This window comes from Pseudodesulfovibrio indicus, from assembly GCF_001563225.1.
GTDB classification, from domain to species: domain Bacteria; phylum Desulfobacterota; class Desulfovibrionia; order Desulfovibrionales; family Desulfovibrionaceae; genus Pseudodesulfovibrio; species Pseudodesulfovibrio indicus.
This window is the reverse complement of the sequence record NZ_CP014206.1, coordinates 463,325-484,490: the sequence shown is the minus strand read 5'-3', so window position 1 is coordinate 484,490 and position 21,166 is coordinate 463,325. Positions and strand designations below refer to the sequence as shown.

The following is a 21,166-nucleotide window of genomic DNA, read 5'->3' as shown; positions in this document are numbered from 1 at the left end:
CTGTTCTAGTCTAGACCTTTTTCAAAAGGTTCTTAAGCGGGTGCAGGGCAGCGCCCCGGCCGCCGGAGGCATCCCTATCGCAACTCGATGGGCTCCCCGCACTCAAGCGGGTCGATGCCCAGGTGTCGGGCCACGGTCTGGCCCACGTCGGCGAAAGTTTCGCGCATGCCTGCGCAGCCGGGCAGCGCGGCGGGGCCGAAGAGCAGGACGGGCACGCATTCCCGGGTATGGTCCGTGCCTTTCCAGGTGGGATCGCAGCCATGGTCGGCGGTGACCACGGCGAGGTCGCCGGGCCGAAGCTTGGGGATGAACGCGGTGAGGCGGGGGTCGAGGTGTTCGAGGGCGGCGGCGTAGCCCGGCACGTCGCGGCGGTGGCCCCATTCGGAGTCGAACTCCACGAAATTGGCGAAGGTCAGGGAGCCGTCGGGCGCGGCCGCGACTTCGGTTTCGACCAGGTCGAACAGGGCGTCGGAGCTGGGTCCCTTGACGGACTTGGTCATGCCCCGGTGAGCGAAGATGTCGCTGATCTTGCCCACGGCGATGACCTCGCGCCCGGCCGCCTTGAGACGGTCGAGGAGCGTTTCGGCGGGCGGCTCCAGGGAATAGTCGCGCCGGTTGGCGGTGCGCGTGAAGTTGCCCGGCTCGCCCATGAACGGGCGGGCGATGACCCTGCCGATGTTGTATCCTTCGAGCAGTTGCCGGGCCAGTTCGCAGAGCGCGAGCAGCCGGTCCAGGCCGAAGGTCTCCTCGTGGGCCGCGATCTGGAAGACCGAGTCCGCCGAGGTGTAGCAGATGGGCTTGCCCGTGGTCATGTGCTCGGCCCCCAGTTCGGCGATGATCTCGGTGCCGGAGGCGTGTTTGTCGCCAAGGATGCCGGGCAGCCCGGCGCGTTGGATGAGGGCGTCGGTCAGCTCCTTGGGGAAGGTCGGCACGGTGTCGGGAAAATACCCCCAGTCGAAGGTCACGGGCGCTCCGGCCATTTCCCAGTGGCCGCTGGGCGTGTCCTTGCCCCGGCTGATCTCCCGGGCCGCCGCGAACCGCCCGCGCAGCACCGGCGAGCCGAGGTTGGGGGGCACGGTGCCGGTGACCAGCTGGGCGGCCAGGCCGATGCCCAGCGAACTGAGGCACGGCAGGTTCAGGGGCCCGGCGCGCAGCCCTTGGCGGTCGCCCTTGCCGCGCGCGCAGGTTTCCGCGATGTGGCCCAGGGTGTCGGCCCCGGCGTCGCCGAACCGGTCGGCGTCGGGTGCCCAGCCGATACCCAGGGAATCCAGGACCAGGATGAAGGCGCGGCCGATCATGACTGTTCTCCGGTGATGCGTTCGCGGATGACGGGCCTGGATGCCGGGCGGTCCGGGGTGACGGTCACGGCGGCCAGGATGCGCGCGGCGGTCTCGGCGGCCTGGGTCTCGCTCCGGGCGTGAACCAGGCAGAGCGGGCGGTCCGGGCCGGTCTCGTCGCCGACGTGCAGGAAATCGGTCATGCCCACCGCGTGGTCGATGGCCTGGTCCGCGCGGGTGCGGCCCCCGCCCATGGTCACCAGGGCCAGGCCCACGGCGCGGCTGTCCATCCCGGTCAGAAAACCAGCGTTCGGCGGGGTCACGGCCAGGGTCACCTCCGGTTCGGGCAGGTAGGAATCCATGCGCTCCACGAAATCGGTCGGCCCGCCCAGCCCGCCGACCATGCGCCCGAAGGTCTCCGCCGCCCGGCCAGTGTCCAGGGCCTCGCGCATGCGGACCCCGGCCTCGTCCAGGTCACGGGTAACGCCCGCCAGCACGAGCATCTCGCCGGTCAGGGCCAGGGTGATTTCCGCAAGTCTTGGTTCGCGCGTCTTGCCGGTCAGGAATTCCACGGCCTCGCGCATTTCGGTCGCGTTGCCCACGCTGTGGCCCAGGACCTCGTTCATGTCCGTGAGCAGGGCAGTGGTCGGCACGCCCGCGCCCGTGGCCACGCGGGCGATGGACTGCGCCAGCTCAAGGGCGTCTTCGTACTTCGCCATGAACGCGCCGGAGCCGAACTTGACGTCCATGACCAGCCCCTGGAGCCCGGCGGCCAGCTTCTTGGACAGGATGGAGGCGGTGATCAGGTCGATGGACTCCACCGTGGCGGTGACGTCGCGCACCGCGTACAGCCGCCGGTCCGCCGGGGCCAGGTCCGGGGTCTGGCCGATGATGGCGCAGCCGGTCTCGCGGACCACGCGGGCAAAGGTCGTGAGGTCCGGCGCGGTGTCGTAGCCGGGGATGGCGTCGAATTTGTCGAGCGTGCCGCCGGTGTGGCCCAGGCCTCGCCCGGAGATCATGGGTACGGACGCGCCGCACGCCGCGGCCAGCGGGCCGAGGATCAGGCTGACCTTGTCGCCCACGCCGCCGGTGGAGTGCTTGTCCACCACGCCGTGCTCCACGCCCAGCGCGGGCCAGTCGAGCACCCGTCCCGAGTCGCGCATGGCCTCGGTCAGGACGATGCGCTCCTCCATGGTCATGCCCCGGAAGAACACCGCCATGGCGAACGCCGCCACCTGGCCCTCGGACACCGAGCCGTCCGTGATGCCGCGCACCATGGCCCCTATCTCGGCCCGGTCCAGAACCAGACCGTCCCGCTTCCTGCGAATCACTTCCTGCGGCATGAACGTCATGATGATAGCCTCCGGCGGCTGGGGGAAGGGGAGGAAAAACCCTTTGAAAAGGGTTCTTTCCTCCCCTTCCCCCAGACCCCCATCCCCTCCTTTTCCCAAACTTTTTGGGTCGCTTCGCGAAGGGGGGTTAGTAGGTTGTGGGCTGGGCCGGGGTCGGGGCCAGGCCGAGGTGGGCGAGGACGTCGTCGAGCAAGCCGCTGGCGCCGAAGCGCAGGGTCTCGGGCGTGGCCCACCCCTCGCCCATGATCAGGTCCGCCAGGTACAGGTAGCCCGCCGCGTCGGCCACGGTGCGGATGCCGCCCGACGGCTTGAACCCGAGGGGCCGCTTGAGCTGCGGCTGCATCTCGCGGATCACCTTGAGCATCACCGCCGCAACCTCCAGGTCCGCGCCGCCCGGCACCTTGCCCGTGGAGGTCTTGATGAAGTCCGCGCCCGCGTCGATGGCGTCGCGGCTCGCCTCCTCCGTGATCTTCAGGGACTGGAGCTGGCTGGTCTCCAGGATGACCTTCATCTTCACCCTGTGGCCGCACGCCTCGCGCACCTGGTGGAGCAGGGCGATGGCCTGGTCGCGGTGGCCCGCCTTGTACCGCTTGTACGGCAGGACCACGTCCACCTCGTCGGCCCCGGCGGCAACCTGGGCGCGCGCCTCGGCCCTGGCCGCGACCGCGTCCGGCAGTCCGTGCGGGAAGTTGCAGACCGTGGCCACCTTGACCCCGGTCCCGGCCAGCAGGTCCTTGGCCAGCGGCACGAAGGGATCGTATATGCAGACGGCGGCCACATGGCCCCTGTCCGTGACCGCGCGACCGCACAGGGCGCGGATGGTCTCGCTGTTGTCGTCCTCGTTCAGCGAGGTCAGGTCCATGGAGGCCAGGGCGCGCAGGGCGTAGGCCTCATTGGCCTGGACCTTGGCGGCTTCGCCGATCAGTGCTTTGAGTGCGTCGTTCATCTCTTCCTTTTGATGCATGGTTTGGGTCATTTCAGGTTTTCCGGCCCGAAGGAGACGGGCAGAAGTTCGCCCGGGGTCATGGTCAGCAACACCCCGCGCTCGTTGCAGGCGTGGACCAGGGTGTCCGGTCCGGCGAACTCGCGGATGCGCTGGCGGCAGCCGCCGCACGGGGTGCAGGGCGCATCGGTCGGGCCGACGACCACGAGCTCGCGGATGGTCCGCCCGCCGCCCAGGACCATGGCCGCGATGGCCGACTGCTCGGCGCAGGACCCCAGCGGATAGGCCGCGTTCTCCACGTTGCAGCCGGTGAAGATGTCGCCCGCGTCCGTGATCAGGGCCGCGCCCACCGGATGGTTGGAGTAGGGGGCGTAGGCCGCGTCCCGGGCCTCGGTCGCCAGTCTGATGAGTTCGGAAATGTCGGTCATTTAGCGCTCCTTCACATAGGGGATGCCGTCCGCCTTGGGGGCCACCACCTTGCCCACGAACCCGGCCAGCAGGACCACGGTCAGGGCATAGGGCAGCATGATGATGAACTGGACCGGGATTTCGCCCACCAGGGGCAGCTCCACGCCCTGCAACCGCGCCTGGAGTGCGTCGGTGAAGGCGAAGAGCAGGCAGGCGGTCACGGTCAGTCCGGGCCGCCATTTGCCGAAGATCATGGCCGCCAGGGCCAGGTAGCCCTTTCCGGCGGTCATGTCGCGGATGAAGCTCGCGCCCAGCGCCGTGGACAGGCTTGCCCCGGCCAGGCCGCACAGCGCGCCCGCGATGAGCACCGCCCGGTAGCGCAGCCATTCCACGGAAATGCCCGCCGTGTCCACGGCTTCGGGGTTCTCGCCCACGGCCCGCAGCCTGAGCCCGAACCGGGTCTTGTAGAGCATGAACGAGACGGCCGGGATCAGGGCGAAGGTCAGGTAGGTCAGCAGGGTGTGGCCGCTGAGGAGTTCGGAATACAGGGAGCCGAGGACCGGTACGTCCCGGACCAGGTCCGCGCCGGGCAGGGTCAGGGGGGTGAACCGCGCGCCCGAGGGCAGGGGCGGGGTGTCGCCGTTGATATGGAAGATGGCGTGGCCCAGCGTCGGGGCCAGCCCGGCCACCACGATGTTGATGGCCATGCCCGAGACCACCTGGTTGCCCTTGTGGGTGATGCAGGCGAAGCCGTGCAGCAGGGCCAGCCCCAGGCAGGCCAGGACCGCGCATATGAGGCCCAGCCAGGCCGAGCCGGTCAGGTAGCTGACCGTGGCCGCCGTGAACGCGCCGCCGAGCATCTTGCCCTCCAGCCCGATGTCGATGACCGCCGCCCGCTCCGAGCACAGCCCGGCCAGGGCCGCCAGGATCAGCGGGGTGGAGATGCGCAGGGTGGCGTCCGCCGTGAGCACCAGCTGGGTCAGCAGTTCGGTCATGGTGCGACCTCCGCTTCCCCGCGCCCGAAGATGCGCTCCAGCCGGGGACGGTACAAATGTTCCAGCGCGCCGGTGAACAGGATCACGAACCCCTGGATGGTCCAGATCATGTCGCGGGTGATGGTTGGCATTTCAAAGGCCAGCTCGGCCCCGCCCTGGAACAGCGCGCCCATGAGCAGGGAGGCGAGGACGATGCCGAGCGGGTGGTTGCGGCCCATGAGCGCGATGGCGATGCCCACGAACCCGCACCCGTTGGTGAAGTTGATGATCACCCGGTGCTGCACGCCCATCAGCTCGTTGAGGCCCATCAGCCCGGCCAGCGCCCCGGACAGGAGCATGGAGACCATGATCGCCTTTGCCGGGGAGATGCCGCCGTAGACGGCTGCCTCCGGGTTTTTGCCTACGGCCCGCATTTCGTAGCCCCAGCGGGTGCGCCAGATGAACAGCCAGACGCCCACGCAGCAGAGCAGGGCGATGAGCAGGGACAGGTTCACGGGCGAGCGGGCCAGGTCCAGGCCGAACTGCGCGGCCAGCTCGTGGACCTTGGGCATCCAGGTCTGCTCCGGGAAATGGGAGGTCTCGGGCAGCTGGGAGCCGGGCCGTTTGAGCCGGTCCACCAGCAGCCAGGTCATGACCGACGAGCCGATGAAGTTGAACATGATGGTGGTGATGACGATGTGCGAGCCGCGCCTGGCCTGGAGATAGGCCGGGACCGCGGCCCAGGCCGCGCCGAACAGCGCCCCGCCCAGAACGGTCAGGGGCAGCACGGCCCAGAACGGCAGGTCGCCCAGGTACAGGCAGACCAGGCCGATGCCCAGCCCGCCGAGATACGCCTGGCCCTCGCCGCCGATGTTGAACAAATAGCAGTGGAAGGCCACGGCCACGGCCAGGCCGGTAAAGATGAAGTTGGTGGCGTAGAACAGGGTGTAGCCCACGGCCTCGCCGTAGCCGAACGCCCCGTAGATGAGGTAGCCGAAGGCGGTCATCGGGTTCTCGCCCATGGCCAGGATGACCAGGCCGGACACGGCGAAGGCGGTCAGCAGGTTGAGCGCCGGGATCAGCCCCGCGTTGACCCATCCGGGCAGCTTGGCCTGGGCCATTACGCCTCCCCTCCCGCAGCCTTGGCGCAGCCCGCCATCATCAGGCCGAGGGTCCGCTCGTCCGCGTCCTGTGCATTCACCTCGCCCACGATCCGCCCGCCGAACATGACCAGGATGCGGTCGGCCAGGGACAGGATCTCGTCCAGCTCCACCGAGACCAGGAGCACGCCCTTGCCGTGGTCGCGCAGCTCGATGAGGCTCTTGTGGATGAACTCGATGGCCCCGATGTCCACCCCGCGCGTGGGCTGGCCCACCAGGAGCAGGTCCGGGTCGCGTTCGATCTCGCGGGCCAGGACGATCTTCTGCTGGTTGCCGCCCGAAAACCCGGTGGCCGGGAGGTGCGGGTCCACGGGGCGGACGTCGAATTTCTCCATGTACCGGCGGCACAGGTCGTCCACCCGGCCCAGGTCCATGAGCACCGGCCCGTTGACGTCCGGCCCGGTGTGGTAGCCGAGGATCATGTTCTCGGCAGCGGAAAAGTCCATGACCATGGCCGTGCGGTGGCGGTCTTCGGCCACGTGGCCCACGCCCAGCCGGTGCATGGCCAGCGGGTCGGTGCGCCGGTTGAGTCCGGCGATGACCTCGCCCTTGTAGGACACGGTCCCCTCGCTGACCCCGGTCACCCCGGAGAGCACCTCCAGCAGCTCGGACTGGCCGTTGCCGGACACCCCGGCGATGCCGAGAATCTCGCCCCGGCGCAGGGTGAAGGAGACGTCCTTCAGCCGGTCCACCCCCGCATTGTCGGTCAGGCCCACGCGGTCCAGTTCGAGCAGCGGCTCGCCCGGCTCCGCCGCGCCCTTTTCCACGCGCAGCAGCACCTTGCGCCCGACCATCAGCTCGGCCAGTTCCTCCTTGCTGGTGTCGGCGGTGCTCCGGTGGGCGACCATGGTCCCCCGGCGCATGACCGACACGCTGTCGGTCGCGGCCATGATTTCGCGCAGCTTGTGGGTGATCAGGATGACGGTCCGCCCCTGTTGGCGCAGGCCGTCGAGCATGCGGAACAGCTGGTCCGCCTCCTGGGGGGTGAGCACGCCGGTGGGCTCGTCCAGGATCAGGGTCTCGGCCCCCCGGTAGAGGGCCTTGAGGATCTCCACCCGCTGCTGCAGGCCAACGGGCAGGTCGCCGACCACCGCGTCCGGGTCCACCTCCAGGCCGTACTCCGCGCCCAGCCGCTTGAGCTCCCGCCGGGCGTGGCCCAGGGCGTTCCCGATCAGCCCGCCATCCTCGGCCCCGAGAATGACGTTCTCCAGCACCGTGAACGGCTCGACCAGCATGAAGTGCTGGTGGACCATGCCGATGCCCTGGCTGATGGCGTGGGCCGGGCTGGTGATTCGCACGTCCCGGCCGTGGATGCGGATGCGCCCGGAGTCCGCCTGGTAGAAGCCGTAGAGCATGCCCATGAGCGTGGACTTGCCCGCCCCGTTCTCGCCCACGATGCCGTGGACCGTGCCGGACGCCACGGCCATGGACACGTCGCGGTTGGCGCGGACCGGTCCGAAGGATTTGTTCAGGCCGATGAGTTCGACCGCCGGCGGGACCCCCTCCGGTCCCAGTGTGGCGTGGTCGCTGACCATGCTACTTGTCCATGATGTCGAAATAGTCGGTGACCTTGATCCGGCCCGCGATGATGTCCGCCCGGGCCGCCTCCACCCGCTCGCGCATGGCCGGGGTGATCAGGGATTCGTTGTATTTGTCGAGGGAATAGCCCACGCCGCCCTCGGCCAGCCCCAGGACCCGCACGCCGGGCTTCCAGGACCCGTCGTTCGCGGCCAGCAGGGCCTCGAACACGGCCAGGTCCACGCGCTTGACCATGGAGGTCAGCACCGAGCCGGGGTGCAGGTAGTTCTGGTTGGCGTCGGTGCCGATGGAAAATTTGCCGAGGTCCGCCGCGGTTTGGAGCACGCCCAGCCCCGAGCTTCCGGCGGCCTGGTAGACCACGTCCGCACCCCGGTCGAACTGGGAGCGGGCCAGCTCGCCCGCCTTGATGGGATCGCCCCAGGCGGCCGGGGTGGTCCCGGTCATGTTGCGGAAGACCTCGATGTCGGGGTCGACAAACCGCGCGCCCTCCTCGTAGCCCAGCGCGAACTTGCGGATCAGCGGGATGTCCATGCCGCCCACGAACCCGACCTTGCCGGTCTCGGACTTCATGGCCGCGATCATGCCCACCAGGAAGGACCCCTCATGCTCCTTGAAGACCACGGACTGCACGTTGGGCTGGTCCACGACCATGTCCACGATGACGAAGCGGACGTCGGGAAATTCCGGGGCGAGCTTTTCCAGCACCGAGGCGTAGGAGAAGCCCACGACCACGATCATGTCGTAGCCGCGTTCCGCGAACCGGCGCACGGCCTGGTCGTACTGGGACTCGTTGGTCGGGGTGAATTCTCGGTACGGCACGCCGGTCTCCCCGGTGAACCGTTCCGCGCCCCGGAAGGCGGCCTCGTTGAACGAGCGGTCGGACTTGCCCACCTGGTCGTAGATCACGGCGGGCTTGAAGGCCAGGGCGTTGCCGGCCCCGGACAGGGGGGAGAGCAGGCAGAAGAGGAAGAGGGCGGGCAAGAGCTTGCGGAACATGCATACTCCACGGGTTTGGCGGAAACCGGGGGCTTCCGTTGTCTCGTCGGAACGGGCGGGGCGGCCCGGCGGCGGGGTGTCCCGCCGCCGGAGACCGGTCCTGGAAAGCCGTCCTATTTGTCCATGATGTCGAAGTAGTCGGTGACCTTGAGCTTGCCCGCGATGATGTCCGCCTTGGCACCCTCCACCCGGGCCTTCATCTCGTCGGAGATCAGGGAGGCGTTGTACTTGTCGAGGGCGTAGTCCACGCCGCCCTCGGCCAGCCCCAGGACCCGCACGCCGGGCTTCCAGGTCCCGTTCAGGGCGTTCTCCATGGCGCTGGCCACGGCCAGGTCCACGCGCTTGACCATGGAGGTCAGCACCGAGCCGGGAAAGAGGTAGTTCTGGTTGGAGTCCACGCCGATGGAGTATTTCTTGAGGTCGGCCGCGGCCTGGAGCACGCCCATGCCCGAGCCCCCGGCGGCGGTGAAGATGACGTCCGCACCCCGGTCGAACTGGGAGCGGGCCAGCTCGCCCGCCTTGATCGGATCGCCCCAGGCGGCCGGGGTGGTCCCGGTCATGTTCTGGAAGACCTCGATGTCCTTGTTCACGTACTGCGCGCCTTCCTTGTAGCCCAGCGCGAACTTGCGGATCAGCGGGACGTCCATGCCGCCCACGAACCCGACCTTGCCGGTCTTGGACTTCATGGCCGCGATCATGCCCACCAGGAAGGACCCCTCGTGCTCCTTGAAGATCACGGACTGCACGTTGGGCTGGTCCACGACCATGTCGATGATCACGAACTTGGTGTCCGGGAATTCCGGGGCGATCTTCTCCAGGGCCGAGGCGAAGGAGAAGCCCACGACCACGATCAGGTCGCTGCCCCTGGACGCGAACCGGCGCATGGCCTGCTCGTACTGGGACTCGTTGGTGGGCTCGAAATCGCGGTAGGCGACGCCGCTCTCCTTGGAGAACTGCTCGGCACCCATGTGCGCGGCCTGATTGAAGGATTTGTCGAATTTCCCGCCCATGTCGTAGATCACGGCGGGGTTCAGGGCCAGGGCGTTGCCGGCGAAGAGCGCCAGAACCAGGGCAACGAGGGCGGGAAGGATGAGCTTGCGGGACATGCAGCCTCCGGGGGTTTCGCGGAAACAAGGTTCCCGCAAGGTTGACGACATCCGGACCGGGCCGGTTCGTGCCCGTTCCCGCGCTACGCGCGCGCGGTGTCGAAGAGCATAGTCCATCCGGGCCGGAACGCCAAGTTGTTCGCGAGTTGGCCGGTCGGAAAAAGGCCCGCGGGTGGAGACTCGCGGGCCGTGTTCATTGAGGTTTCGGCGGGCGGTTAGTTGAACAGGTCGCTGATGGCGTCGCGGATGCCGCCCTTGATCTCGTCCTTGGTGGCTTCCTTGGCGTCGTACCCGATCTCCTTGGCGTCGTTGCCCAGCCCCATGTCGCTGTTGCCCTGCTGCTGCGGGGGGTGGGGCATCTGGGCCTGCTGCGCGTTGGAGGGCAGGGCGTAGTAGGCGAGGTCGAGGTTCTTGACCGTGAGCTTGGTCAGCCGCATCTCGTTGCCGTAGCGCAGGACGCCGCCGAACCCCTTCTTTTCCGCCTCGTCCAGGGCGTCCTGGAAGGACCGGCCCATGGTCTGGGTCATGGCTTCGGCCATGGCCATCCAGGCCTCGGTGATCTTCTTGATGTTGGAGTGGGTGGACAGGACCATCTCCTCGCGGTTGACCACCTTGCCGTCCTCCTTGATGATCGCCTCGTAGACCGTACCCTTGTACCCGGCCAGGGTCTCGGTGCGGCCCGTCTTCTTGTACTCGACCTCGTATTCCGGTTCGGAACCGCCGCCGAACATGGAGGTGAAGCCGGACCCCATGGAGCTGCTCATGGCCCCCAGGTCATAGACCTGGCACTGGCCGGAGTCGCAGTTCACCGAATACACCTTTTTCCCGGAGAGCAGGGTGTAGGCGGTGGGCGAGGTGTCCATGCGGACGTGCTGGCTGTCCCTGGTGCACAGGGTGACCATGGTGCCGTCGCTGTATTTGTACGTGGCGATGATATCCGAGGCCGCTTGCGCGCTCAGCGGCAGGGCCAGGGCAAGACAGAGAAAAAACAGGAATCTACGCATCATCATACTCCTCACGGTTCCCCCGATGTTGTTCAACCGCCCCGCGCGGCCCCACGCCGCTTGGGAAAACGTTAATCACAAATAGAGAATTGTTTCAATGCAGGAATGCATATCTATCCTCCGGCCCGCGAAAAATAGAAATTCACCCCGTCCTTGAAACCGCCCTCGAAGCCGCCGAGGTCGATCTTCGGTTCCTTGATCTTGTCGTACCAGCCCTTGGCCGACTTGGCCGCGCCCACGGCTCCGGCCCCGGTTCCGGTGTAGCCGGTCTCGATGGCCGGGGAGCCCACCTTGCCCTTGAACTCGAAGTCGCCCACCTTGACCGAGGCCGAGAAGTTGTCGGCCAGCCCCAGGGCGAACTTCCTTGCCTCCTTCATGATCTCCTTGTAGTCGTCGAGGACCAGGGAGAAGGCGGACACCGACCAGATGGAGGACGAGATGCCCACCAGCCCGCCGGTGACGTAGTCCAGCCCCTGCTTCCACAGGTCGCTGAAGACGCGCTCCACCATGCCGCCGCGCTCGCCGGTGTCCAGGACCGCGATGGTCCGGTAGCTGTCCGGGTCCACCTCCAGCCACGCCCAGCGCGGCCGCCCGCCGACATCGGCCGGGCGGTCCGGGAACAGGACCACGGCCCGGCTCTCGGAGAGCAGCCTGAAGACCCGCTCCGGCACCGCCTTTTGCAGCTCCTCGCCCATGGCGTACCGCGCGTCCGGGGTCAGCCACAGGAAGTTCGTGCCCTCCGGGTAATGGGGGAGCAGCTGGTAGAACCCCATGCCGCCCTCGGGCAGGACCTTGGCCTCCAGTTGGGAGGCGAACAGCCCGGTCATGATGTTGAAGCCGCGCACGGCCTCGGGCCTGGTACCCGGCGCGGGCTGCACCTGGTTGGCCGCCCGGCGCAGGTCCAGGGAGGTGCGCACCTTCCCCTCCGGGCCGGTCCGCGAGACCGTGGCCACGATGCAGCGCGGCTCGGTGGCGCGGCCCACGGTGAGCGCCAGCGTCCGGGCCAGGTCGCGCTCGTACTCGCTCTGGGCGCAGACGAAGCGGTAGATCAGGTTGCGCCCGTACCAGCGAAGGGCGGACAGGTTGTCCGGCGCGTCCGCCTTGCCGTGGACTTCCTTGAGGGTCTTGTCCAGGGCGCGGGCCGCGTCCATGTCCATGTCCGGCAGGTTGAGCCCCAGGCAGTGGTAGCGGTCGGTGACGGACTCGCCCTCGGCCACGTCCCGGTCCACGACCAGGGTCTTGCTGTTCAGGGTGATGCGCAGCCGCTCGCCCACGATCTCGTAGTCGCCGGTGTCGATCCCGTCGCTGCCGACGACCCGGCCGCCCTCGCCGTCGAAGACCGCCTTGATCACCGGGCCGTTGCCGTACCCGGCCACGGTGTAGCCGAGGTCCGCGGCCCCGCGCGACAGCTCGGGCAGCGAGGGGTTGGCCGTGAGCAGGTGGATCTCCTCGGGCGCGCCCGCGTCCGACTCGCCGGACAGGGCGTCGGACAGCTCGCGTCCGGCCCTGGCCCGGCCCGCCTGCACCGGCCTGGCCAGCAGGAAGACCGAGACCGAAGCGGTCATGGGATCGGGCGAGGCCTCGTCCGCGTTCACCCGGCGGATCAGCCCCGGCAGCCGGCTCGCGTCCTCCATGAACGGGCAGACCAGGACGTGCAGGTTGCCCGGTTCGTCCCGGTACTCCAGCGCGGGCAGGGAATAGACGTCGGTCCGCTCCAGCCGGGCCAGCTCGGCCAGCCGCGCGCGTCCCTTGTCGGTCAGGTCCACGGTCACGCGCCGGGCGCGCACGCCCTGGCGGGCCAAGATCAGCTCGGCCATGCGCGCGAAATCGGCCTGGGAGCCCCAGTTCTGGACCAGCACGGCCTCGGGCGCGAAGAGGTGGTTCCACCCGCCCAGGTCGGCGGGCAGGCAGCGCACGGTCCCAAGGCGCTTCTTCAGCTCGGCCAGGGTCTTGAGCTCGGCAAAGGACGCCGTGGCCGGGTCGGTGATCTCGGGCACGGGCACGTTCCGGGCCGGGGGCGCACCGCCGTCGAGGTCCGTCTGCCTGGGGGCCACGTGGCCGGGCTTTTCGTACCGCCGGGCCGCGCGCTCGCGGGCCAGCTCGGCCACGGCCAGGTTGAACTCCTCCATGGCCGAGCCGCCGAAGGGCAGCTCCACGTCGAGCCGCCGGACCAGCAGCCGTTCCCCGTCATAGTGATCGGACTCGATCTCCCGCTTGAGGTCCGGGAACAGCGGCGAGGTCAGCTCCCACCGGGCGGGATCGTTGTCGTCGTGGGGCAGGCTGAAGAGGATCAGCCCGCGCAGGCTGCCGCCGTCCGGGATCACGGTCTGGTCGGTGATGCCGAAGATCAGGTCCTCGGTCTCCGGGGCCGGGGTCATGGTCCCGGCGGGAACGATGGCGTTGCCCGAGGCGAATCCGGCCAACCCCTTGCTCCTGGTCCAGTCCAGCGGCGGCGGCTCGAACCCCGGTCCGGGCTCGAATCCCTTGCGCTTGAGGATGAACCCGCCCGCCAGCTGGGTGGCCCGGCCGTCCCGATCGTCGAACAGGGTCAGGTCGGCCACGTACACGTTGCCGCGCTCGGGCAGGGCGGCCACCCGGTTCACGGTCAGGCGCACCCCGTCTCCCTTGAGGGCGTCGCCGGGGACCTTGACCGTGGGGGCCTTGGCCGCGCGGTCGTCCAGGGGGATGACCACGCCGCCGCCCTTGACGTCGGCCACCAGCTCGCCCAGTCCGGCCTCGTCGGCCATGGCCCGGGGTACGCGGAAGGCGAAGCGCACGCGGTTGCCCGATCCCGGCGAGAGCAGGGTCGGGGTGTAGAACCCCATGGGCAGGAGGGCGGTGGCCTCGTGCAGCCGCACGGGCAGTTCGCCCTCCCCGGTCCGCAGCCGCAGGGAGAACCGCTCGGCGGGCTTGACGTCGAGCAGGGCCTGGACGTTGGACACGAAGTCCGCCTCCACGATGCGGAACACGCACCCGTCCCCCGCGTCCACGGACCCGGCGCGCTCCGCGTCGCGGACCTCGCGCACGGCCAGGGAAAAGGCGTCCGAGAGCCTGGCCGGGGGCTTGGCGGGCAGCTCGCTCAACCGGTCCGCGCCCGTGGGCATGGCCCCCACCAGGGGAATCTCGGCGTGGCCGTAGTTGGTGTCGTAGTAGTGCAGGGAGAGCTGGCGCATGTTCCCGTCGGGCACCAGGAAGATGGCCGTGCCCCGGACTTTTTGGCCCGGCTCCACGGCCACGGCGGACTCCTCCGGGAGCATGAGCGGGGTCTGGGCCAGCCAGGTGGCCGGGGAGACCGGGGTCATGACCTCGTTGTTCCAGCGCAGGAACAGGTGCCGCTTGAGGTCCGGGATGAGGTAGGTCGGGACCCTCTCCACGACCGTGCCCCTGGTGGCCTTGTCGTTGCCCACCCAGGCCGCCGGATGGTTGGCCCCGTCCGGGTAGACCACCACCTTCTGCTTGGGCAGGACGTTCTCCACGTCCACGGCCAGGGCCAGGAACCGGTAGCGGTCCGGCGCGTTCAAGCCCCGGATGCGGTTCAGGAACCAGGCGGACTCCACCGTGAATCGGGCCGCCCGGTTTCCGCCCGTGACGCGGATGGGAATGCGCTTGGTGATCCGGGCGTCGCGCACGGGCATGGAGTCGCCGGTCAGCAGGGCCGAGACGTCCGGGTCGTACCGCTCCTTGAGCTTGGCCGCGGTGTGCGTCACCGAGGCCGGGACCTCGATGGCCCCGTCCGCCTTGACCGGCGGCAGCGGGGCCTGGTCCGCCCCGGCAAAGGTCAGGTTGCGCCCGCTCGGTTCGCGGTGGCGCACGGTCAGCTCGATCATGGTCCGGACGTCGCCGGACCGTTCCACGGGCTTGCGGATCTCGGCGGCCATCTCGGCGAACGTTTCGGCCAGCCGGTCCGGGTCCTCGGTCATGACGAAGGCCCCGCCCGAGAGCTCGGCGGCCCGGCGGAAGGGCGCGTCGTCCAGGCCGCCGATGCCGACCCACAGGCAGGACACGCCCTCGTCCCGCAGCTTGGCCAGGGTGGTCTCGAAGCGGACCCGGTCGTCCCCCTCCACGGCCAGGGCCGCGTCGGTGACGAACAGCAGATAGCGCCGGGTGGAGGGGATGGCCCGCTGGGTCTCCAGCGCGGCCGCCACGGCCCCGGCGATGTCGGTGCCGCCGTCCGCGTACATGTCGTTCATGGCGGCCATCATCTCGCCCATGTTGGCGGTGGTCACCTGGTCGATGAAGTTCTCGTCCGAAAAGGTCATGCCCTGGGTCAGGATCTCGTCCGGCAGGGCCGTGAAAAAGTCGTGCAGGATCGCCTTGACCTTGTCGATGCGGTAATCGCAGCCGTCGTAGTCCGGGGTCATGTTCATGGACCCGGACACGTCCACCATGCAGGTCACCACCGGCACGTCGGACGGCCGTCCCCCGGCGGGCCGCTTGTATTCGGCGGTGAAGGTGTTGGCGATGTTGGCGTTGATCACGGCGAACGCCTTGCTCAAAGCCTCGGGGTCGCTGGCCGGGTAGTAGCGCCCGCCCGACAGGGAGGCCAGGCGGTCCAGGGTGTTCACGTCGTGACCCTTGCCGAAGCCGATGGTGAAGACCGGCACCCCGCCCGCGTTGACCGCTTCCAGGACCTCGTCCTTGGTGGCCTGGGAGCCGGGGCCGGTGTCGTTGTGGTTGGCGTCGAACCCGTCGGTGAAGAGCAGCAGGGCGGGCCGGTCCGCCCCGGCCAGCTTTTGGAGCCCGAGGATGACCGCGTCGTTCAGGCAGGTGGCCCCGTTGGCCTTGATGGTCGCCAGCCCCTTGAGGGCCGCCGCCTTGTCCCCGCCGGGCAGAACCTTGGCTTTGGTGTCGAAGTCCACCAGGGTGACGCGCGCGTCCCCGGGCAGCCCCTCGATGAACGTCCGCGTGGCGGCAAGGGCGTTGTGCATCTGGCCCTTCATGGACCCGGAGGAGTCCACCAGCAGGACGATGTCGAGCGGGACCTTGGTCCGCCTGACCGACAGGACCTTGGCCGCGCCGCCGCCCTCCTTCACCGCCAGGGTCTCCGGGGTGGGGACCATGCCCTCGGCGTCCGGCCCGTACAGGGAAAAGGTCGCGGCCACGGTGTCGCCCCTGGGCTGCACCGAGTTCAGGACCAGCCCGTTGCCGCCCTCGGAGCCGAACACCGAGGTCATGGCCAGGGGCCACTCCAGCACGGTCTCCCGGCCCGCGTGGACCGGCACGAACCGGGCGCGCACCGCGTTGGCGGTCTTCAGGGAGGTGGGCAGGACCTCCACCTGCCACAGCCCGGCGGGCATCAGGAAATAGGCGTCGCCCTCGGGGGTCACGTCCCCGTTCTCGAACCCGGTGCCGTCCGGGAACTCCGGGTGCAGGGCGCGGACCATGCCGTACCGGCTGTCGGTCCGGATGCGGGCCAGCCCGTAGGGCACGTTGCGGATGCGCAGGGCGCCGAGCTTCTCGCCCATCTCCACCTTGGGCACGGGGTAGGGGTGCTCGTTCAGGGTCAGGGTGACCTCGGTCGCTTCGGTGTCCGCGTTGGTGGACAGGGTGAACAGGCAGATCCCGGCCTCCTGGGGCAGGGCGTCGACGGCGAACCGCGTGGACCGGCCCGCGTCCATCTCCCACTTGGACCGGAGCTCGCGGCGGTACGCCCCGGCGCGGATGACCTCCTCGGCCTCCAGGGTGAACTCGCCGGACGGCAGGTTCACGCTCAGGGTGCGGTATCTGCCGCCTGGGTTGTCCATGAAGAAGCGGACCTCGCTGCGGCCGTCGCCGCCCATGGCGAAGGCCAACGGCTTGCCGGGGTCCATGCGCAGGGTTCGGATCACGGCCAGGTCCATGCCGTTGTCGAACCGCGCCCGGCACCACCAGACGGTGCCGTCGCCCGCGTCCCGGCGCAGGAGCGCGCCCGTTTCGTCGAAGCGCAGGGTCTCGACCCCGCCCGACCCGGCGAACGTTTTCAGTGCCTCGACCAGGGCCGGGGTCTCGTCCAGGGAGCCGGTATAGTACCAGGTGTCGCCCTGGATTTCGCGGGTCCGCACGCCGCCGCCCGCCGGGATGGCCACCTCGGTCTCCGTATTCTCGGAGAAGGAGGACGGTTCCCGCCCGGCCAGGGGATCGAAGACCGGACCGTCCGCCAAGGCCGGGACCGAAAGGAAGGCCAGGACGGCGACGGCCAGGAGGACGCACGGCGACATGGTGGGGGAAGGACACGGTCGGACGGCGTTGCGGGACATGGGGACCTCTTTGGCAAAAGGTTATACTGCCGTTTCTATAGCCCCTCAGGTCTTTTCCGGCAAACATGTGACGAAGGCATATCGATTCCGTATATGGCCGAGCGTTTTCCTTAGGATGATGAGTGCAGTAATTATTCTCATCTAACTTTAATCTATTATAAATTTTATCGCTCCATTGACTCGTGCCCGGATTTTCTTCCATGGTTGTATGGTTGGAAAGCGGTGGCGTTCGCCAACGTCTTTGAAAGGGGGGCGCATGGTTCAAGGCAGGATTACCGTCAAAGTGCTGAAAGGAGGCTTGAAGCTGGGCCTGCCCTTCGTGCTGGTCGTCGCCCTGGCCGGCGCGTATTTCTATTTCACGGGCGTTTCGCGCATCGAGAAGGGGCTCGCCGATGAGGTCGGGACCAGCGTCGAGGGGCTGGAATCGACCCTGACCGGCGGCGTCCTCGAAGCGGTCATGGACATGCGCCTCCTGGCCTCGCTGGCTTCTTCCCGGAATATTGAAGATCCGTCCGGGGCATCCAGCCTGGAGCTGTGCCGCTGGTTTCTGAGCCACAAGGCGGGGTTCGACCGCCTCTGCTACCTGACCGGGACCGGGGCCAGGCTCTTCTGCCTGGAACGGCAGCCCGGGGGCGCGGTGCGGGTGACCGGCGAATCCGACGGGACCGGCGCGGTCTCCGATTGCGCCGCGGACATGGCCAAGCTGTGGCCCGGCAACATCCACATCGGCACCGGGGAGCAGGGCGATCCGGTGGTCAAGTTCGCCGTTTCCCTCGGCAACGAGGACGGCGAGCCGGTCAACATCCTGATCCTCTGCTGCCCGGTGGAGCGGCTGCTGCACCGGCTCGCGGACGGGCAGGGAGACTCGGGCCGCGTCCGGGCCATGGTCCTGGACGGCAACGGCCGCCGACTGGATGCGTTCGCCCCGGGCACGCCTCTGTACCGGCAGGCCCACGCAACGGAGTGGGCGGCCCTGTCCCGCGGGGATCGCGGCTCCTTCCGGTCCGGGTCCGGGATTTACGCCTACGCCACGGTGGACCCCGTGCATGTGGTGGACCGGGCATTCATGCCCGGCACCGGCCAGGGCGACGAGCGCTGGCGGGTCGTGGCCCGGATTCCGCCCGCCGAGCTCGGGGCCGCCAAGACCAGGCTGGCCTGGAACCTGATGCTTTTCTTCCTCCCCCTGGCCGCGTTCCTCGTCGCCGGGTCGCTGGTCCTGTCGCTGCTGTCCGAGCAGAACCGGCTGGGCCGAGACCGGCTCCTGGCCCAGCACGTCTCCAGGGAGCGGTTCGTGCCGAGCGAGTTCCTGGCCCTGCTGGGCAAGGAGCACCTGAGCGACGTGGACCTGTCGAGCAGCGTGCAGCGGGAGATGACCATCCTCTTCAGCGACATCCGCTCCTACACCAAGCTCTCCGAGCATCTGGCTCCGGCCCAGGTGTTCGAGCTGCTGAACGACTACTTTTCGAGCATCGACACGGCCATCACGGCCCGCCACGGGTTCATCGACAAGTTCATCGGCGACGCGGTCATGGCCCTGTTCACCGGATCGGCCGAGGACGCCCTGCGCGCGGCCATCGCCATGCGCGGGCGCATCGACAAGTTCAACCGGAAACAGCGCGAGGCGGGCAGGCCGGAGATCCTCACCGGGGTCGGCCTGCACCGGGGCGAGGTCACGCTGGGGTCCGTGGGGACCATGCGGAGGATGCAGACCACGGCCATCGGCGACGCCGTGAACCTGGCCGCGCGGCTGGAGTCGGCCACCAAGATATTCCAGGTGGCGATCATCCTCTCGGACTCCCTGTACGACCAGCTGGCGGACCCGTCGCAATTCCGGCTGCGGCACATCGACACGGTCCGGGTCAAGGGCAAGGACAGGCCGGTGCGCATCTACGAGTCGTACGACGCGGACGGCGACGGGCTGGCCGAATGCAAGAACGCCACCCTGGAGCGGTTCGAGCGGGCCATGACGCTCTATGCGCAGGGCGACTTCGACGCGGCGCTTGAGCTGTTCTCCCTGTGCGCCGAGGCCTGTCCCGAGGACACCATCCCGCCTATCTACATCAAACGCTGCAACACCATGAAGCGGGTCCCGCCGGGCGACGGCTGGACCGGCATAAGCACCCTGTAGGACAATCCGGAAGCAAAAGGGGGAACCATGGCCTTCATCCAGTGGTCCAAGAAAAACTGCATCGGCGTCCCGGTGGTGGACGAACAGCACCAAAAGCTGTTCGACATCCTCAACCGGCTCCACGAATCCGTGGTGGAAGGGCTGGAGCAGTCCGCCGTCTTTTCCATCCTGGACGAGCTCATCGACTACACCGTCTACCACTTCAACACCGAGGAGGAGTACTTCGGGAAGTACGGGTACGAGGGGCTGAAGGTCCACAAGGAGGAGCACGACCGGCTTACGGCCCAGGCCCTGGACCTCCAGGCCAAGCTGCGCGAAGGCAGCGCGACCGTGACCTTCGAGATTCTCGATTTCCTCCACGGCTGGCTCATGGACCACACCACCGGGCTGGACATGGAGTTCGGCGACTTCATCCGAGAGAAGGGCATCACCATAGGATGACCGCCGGGCCGCCTTGACGGGCGAACCCATTTCAGGGAAACAATGGTCCATTGCGTTTCCCATTCATCCAGGAGAGGACATGGCCCCAGCCCGCGACGTTCACCAGGCCAGGACGGTTCAGGAATACATCGACGAGATCCCGGCCTGGGCGGACGGCACCCCCGCCTCGGGCGCGCCCATGACCCCCATGCAGTGGCGCATCTGGGCCCTGGCCTCGGCGGGCAAGTTCTTCGAGGGGTTGGTGGTCTTCATGACCGGCGTGGCCCTGCCGCTCATCGTCCGCGAGTTCAACCTGGGGGCCATGGAAAAGGGCGCGGTCTCGGCCATGCCCCTGTTCGGCATCCTCATCGGGGCCACGGCCCTGGGCGGGCTGGCCGACCGGTTCGGGCGCAAGGCCATGTTCATCGCGGAGATGGCCCTGTTTACCCTGAGCCTGGCTTTGCTCGTGGTCAGCCCCAACTACCAGTACCTGCTGGCCGTGCTCTTCGTCATGGGCCTCTCCCTGGGGTGCGACTATCCCACGGCGCACATGGTTATTTCCGAATCCATCCCCAGCGCGAGCCGGGGGCGGCTGGTGCTGGCCGCCTTCGGGTTCCAGGCCGTGGGGGCGCTGGTCGGCACGGGCGTGGGATTCGTCATCCTGGCCAACACCCCGGACCTCCCGGCCTGGCGCTGGATGTACGGCTCGGCCGTGATCCCGGCCCTGCTGGTGGTCCTGGCGCGGTTCACGGTCACCGACTCCGCGCCGTGGCTGGCCGCGCGCGGTAGGCTGGGCGAGGCCGAGCGCGAGACCGCCCGGCTGCTGCGCCGCAGGCCGCCCTATCCGTCCAGGGTCCGGCTGCGCAGGCCCGACCAGACGGCGGGAGAGGGAGGCGACGGGGGGGACCGGCTGTTCAGCCGCCGCTACCTGCGCCCCCTGGTCCTGGCCTCGGTCCCCTGGTTCCTGCAGGACCTCGGGACCTACGGCATCGGCATCTTCACGCCCACCATCCTGGCCTCGGTGGTCGGGGCGCAACCCAAGTACGTCCGCAACCTGGCGGACCTGATCCACGGCGACATGCTGGCCGCCAAGGGCGCGGCGCTCATCGACGTCCTGCTCCTGGTGGGCATCGTGGCCGCGGTCCTGCTGGTGGACCGTGTGGGCCGCATCCGGCTCCAGGTGGTCGGGTTCATCGGCTGCGCCGCAGGGCTCGGGCTGGCCGCCCTGTCCCTGACCCTGGACGGATCGGGCGAGACCCTGGCCCTGTTCGCCGGGTTCATGCTCTTCAGCTTCATGACCAACCTCGGCCCCAACGCCATGACCTACCTCATCGCGGGCGAGGTCTTCCCCACCCGCGTGCGCGGCCTGGGCGCGGGCATCGCCGCCTCGGCGGCCAAGGTCGGTGCCGCGGCCACGGCCTTCCTCTTCCCGGTCCTGCTGGCCGGGCTGGGCACCCGCGCCATCCTCCTGGCTCTGGTCGGCACCTCCCTCCTGGGTGCCGCCATCACCTGGTTCATGCGCATCGAGACCACCGGCGTGGATCTGGACTCCATCGACTACGGCCCGTAACCGACGGTCGCTCCGGCGCGCCCGGATTCGCCCATTCCGGAGTAAAGTCGGCC

The 21,166-nt window shown here is 68.6% G+C and carries 14 protein-coding genes; 3 read left to right on the top strand and 11 right to left on the bottom strand.

Features of this window, described 5'->3' with window-relative positions:
* Positions 1-74: 74 nt before the first annotated feature.
* The 11 genes from AWY79_RS02280 to AWY79_RS02230 form a co-directional block, all read right to left on the bottom strand.
* Complete coding sequence (locus AWY79_RS02280; protein WP_233490979.1) at positions 75-1,298, bottom strand: phosphopentomutase; 1,224 nt, start codon at positions 1,296-1,298, stop codon at positions 75-77.
* Positions 1,295-2,629, bottom strand: coding sequence for a thymidine phosphorylase (deoA, locus tag AWY79_RS02275; RefSeq protein WP_066799710.1), 1,335 nt, complete (start codon positions 2,627-2,629; stop codon positions 1,295-1,297). Before deoA ends, AWY79_RS02280 begins: the two co-directional genes overlap by 4 nt.
* 127 nt (positions 2,630-2,756) lie before the next feature.
* Positions 2,757-3,593, bottom strand: coding sequence for a deoxyribose-phosphate aldolase (gene deoC, locus AWY79_RS02270; protein WP_233490978.1), 837 nt, complete (start codon positions 3,591-3,593; stop codon positions 2,757-2,759).
* Between the two features lie 8 nt (positions 3,594-3,601).
* On the bottom strand, positions 3,602-4,000 hold the full coding sequence (locus tag AWY79_RS02265; protein ID WP_066799708.1) for a cytidine deaminase: 399 nt from the start codon (positions 3,998-4,000) through the stop codon (positions 3,602-3,604).
* Entirely contained in the window at positions 4,001-4,975 is a 975-nt protein-coding gene (locus AWY79_RS02260; RefSeq protein ID WP_066799706.1) for an ABC transporter permease, read from the bottom strand.
* Complete coding sequence (locus AWY79_RS02255) at positions 4,972-6,075, bottom strand: ABC transporter permease (RefSeq protein WP_066799704.1); 1,104 nt, start codon at positions 6,073-6,075, stop codon at positions 4,972-4,974. The genes AWY79_RS02260 and AWY79_RS02255 overlap by 4 nt, the downstream gene beginning before the upstream one ends.
* The gene (locus AWY79_RS02250) at positions 6,075-7,649 is read right to left on the bottom strand and encodes an ABC transporter ATP-binding protein (protein ID WP_066799702.1); all 1,575 of its coding nucleotides are present in this window, start codon (positions 7,647-7,649) and stop codon (positions 6,075-6,077) included. Before AWY79_RS02250 ends, AWY79_RS02255 begins: the two co-directional genes overlap by 1 nt.
* A gap of 1 nt (position 7,650) precedes the next feature.
* Entirely contained in the window at positions 7,651-8,649 is a 999-nt protein-coding gene (locus AWY79_RS02245) for a BMP family lipoprotein (RefSeq protein ID WP_066799700.1), read from the bottom strand.
* A gap of 113 nt (positions 8,650-8,762) precedes the next feature.
* Complete coding sequence (locus tag AWY79_RS02240) at positions 8,763-9,755, bottom strand: BMP family lipoprotein (RefSeq protein ID WP_066799698.1); 993 nt, start codon at positions 9,753-9,755, stop codon at positions 8,763-8,765.
* A gap of 215 nt (positions 9,756-9,970) precedes the next feature.
* A complete protein-coding gene (locus AWY79_RS02235; RefSeq protein WP_133987376.1) occupies positions 9,971-10,759 on the bottom strand; it encodes a hypothetical protein in 789 nt (262 codons plus the stop codon).
* A 113-nt stretch (positions 10,760-10,872) separates the two neighbouring features.
* Positions 10,873-16,995, bottom strand: coding sequence for a vWA domain-containing protein (locus AWY79_RS02230; protein ID WP_066799694.1), 6,123 nt, complete (start codon positions 16,993-16,995; stop codon positions 10,873-10,875).
* 283 nt (positions 16,996-17,278) lie between these two features.
* Between AWY79_RS02230 and AWY79_RS02225 the strand changes: the two genes are divergently transcribed.
* From AWY79_RS02225 to AWY79_RS02215, 3 genes are all read left to right on the top strand, one after another.
* Complete coding sequence (locus tag AWY79_RS02225) at positions 17,279-19,123, top strand: adenylate/guanylate cyclase domain-containing protein (RefSeq protein ID WP_133987378.1); 1,845 nt, start codon at positions 17,279-17,281, stop codon at positions 19,121-19,123.
* A 27-nt stretch (positions 19,124-19,150) separates the two neighbouring features.
* On the top strand, positions 19,151-19,564 hold the full coding sequence (locus AWY79_RS02220) for a bacteriohemerythrin (RefSeq protein WP_066799690.1): 414 nt from the start codon (positions 19,151-19,153) through the stop codon (positions 19,562-19,564).
* Positions 19,565-19,643: 79 nt separating this feature from the next.
* Positions 19,644-21,113, top strand: coding sequence for an MFS transporter (locus AWY79_RS02215; RefSeq protein ID WP_066799689.1), 1,470 nt, complete (start codon positions 19,644-19,646; stop codon positions 21,111-21,113).
* Positions 21,114-21,166: the final 53 nt, after the last annotated feature.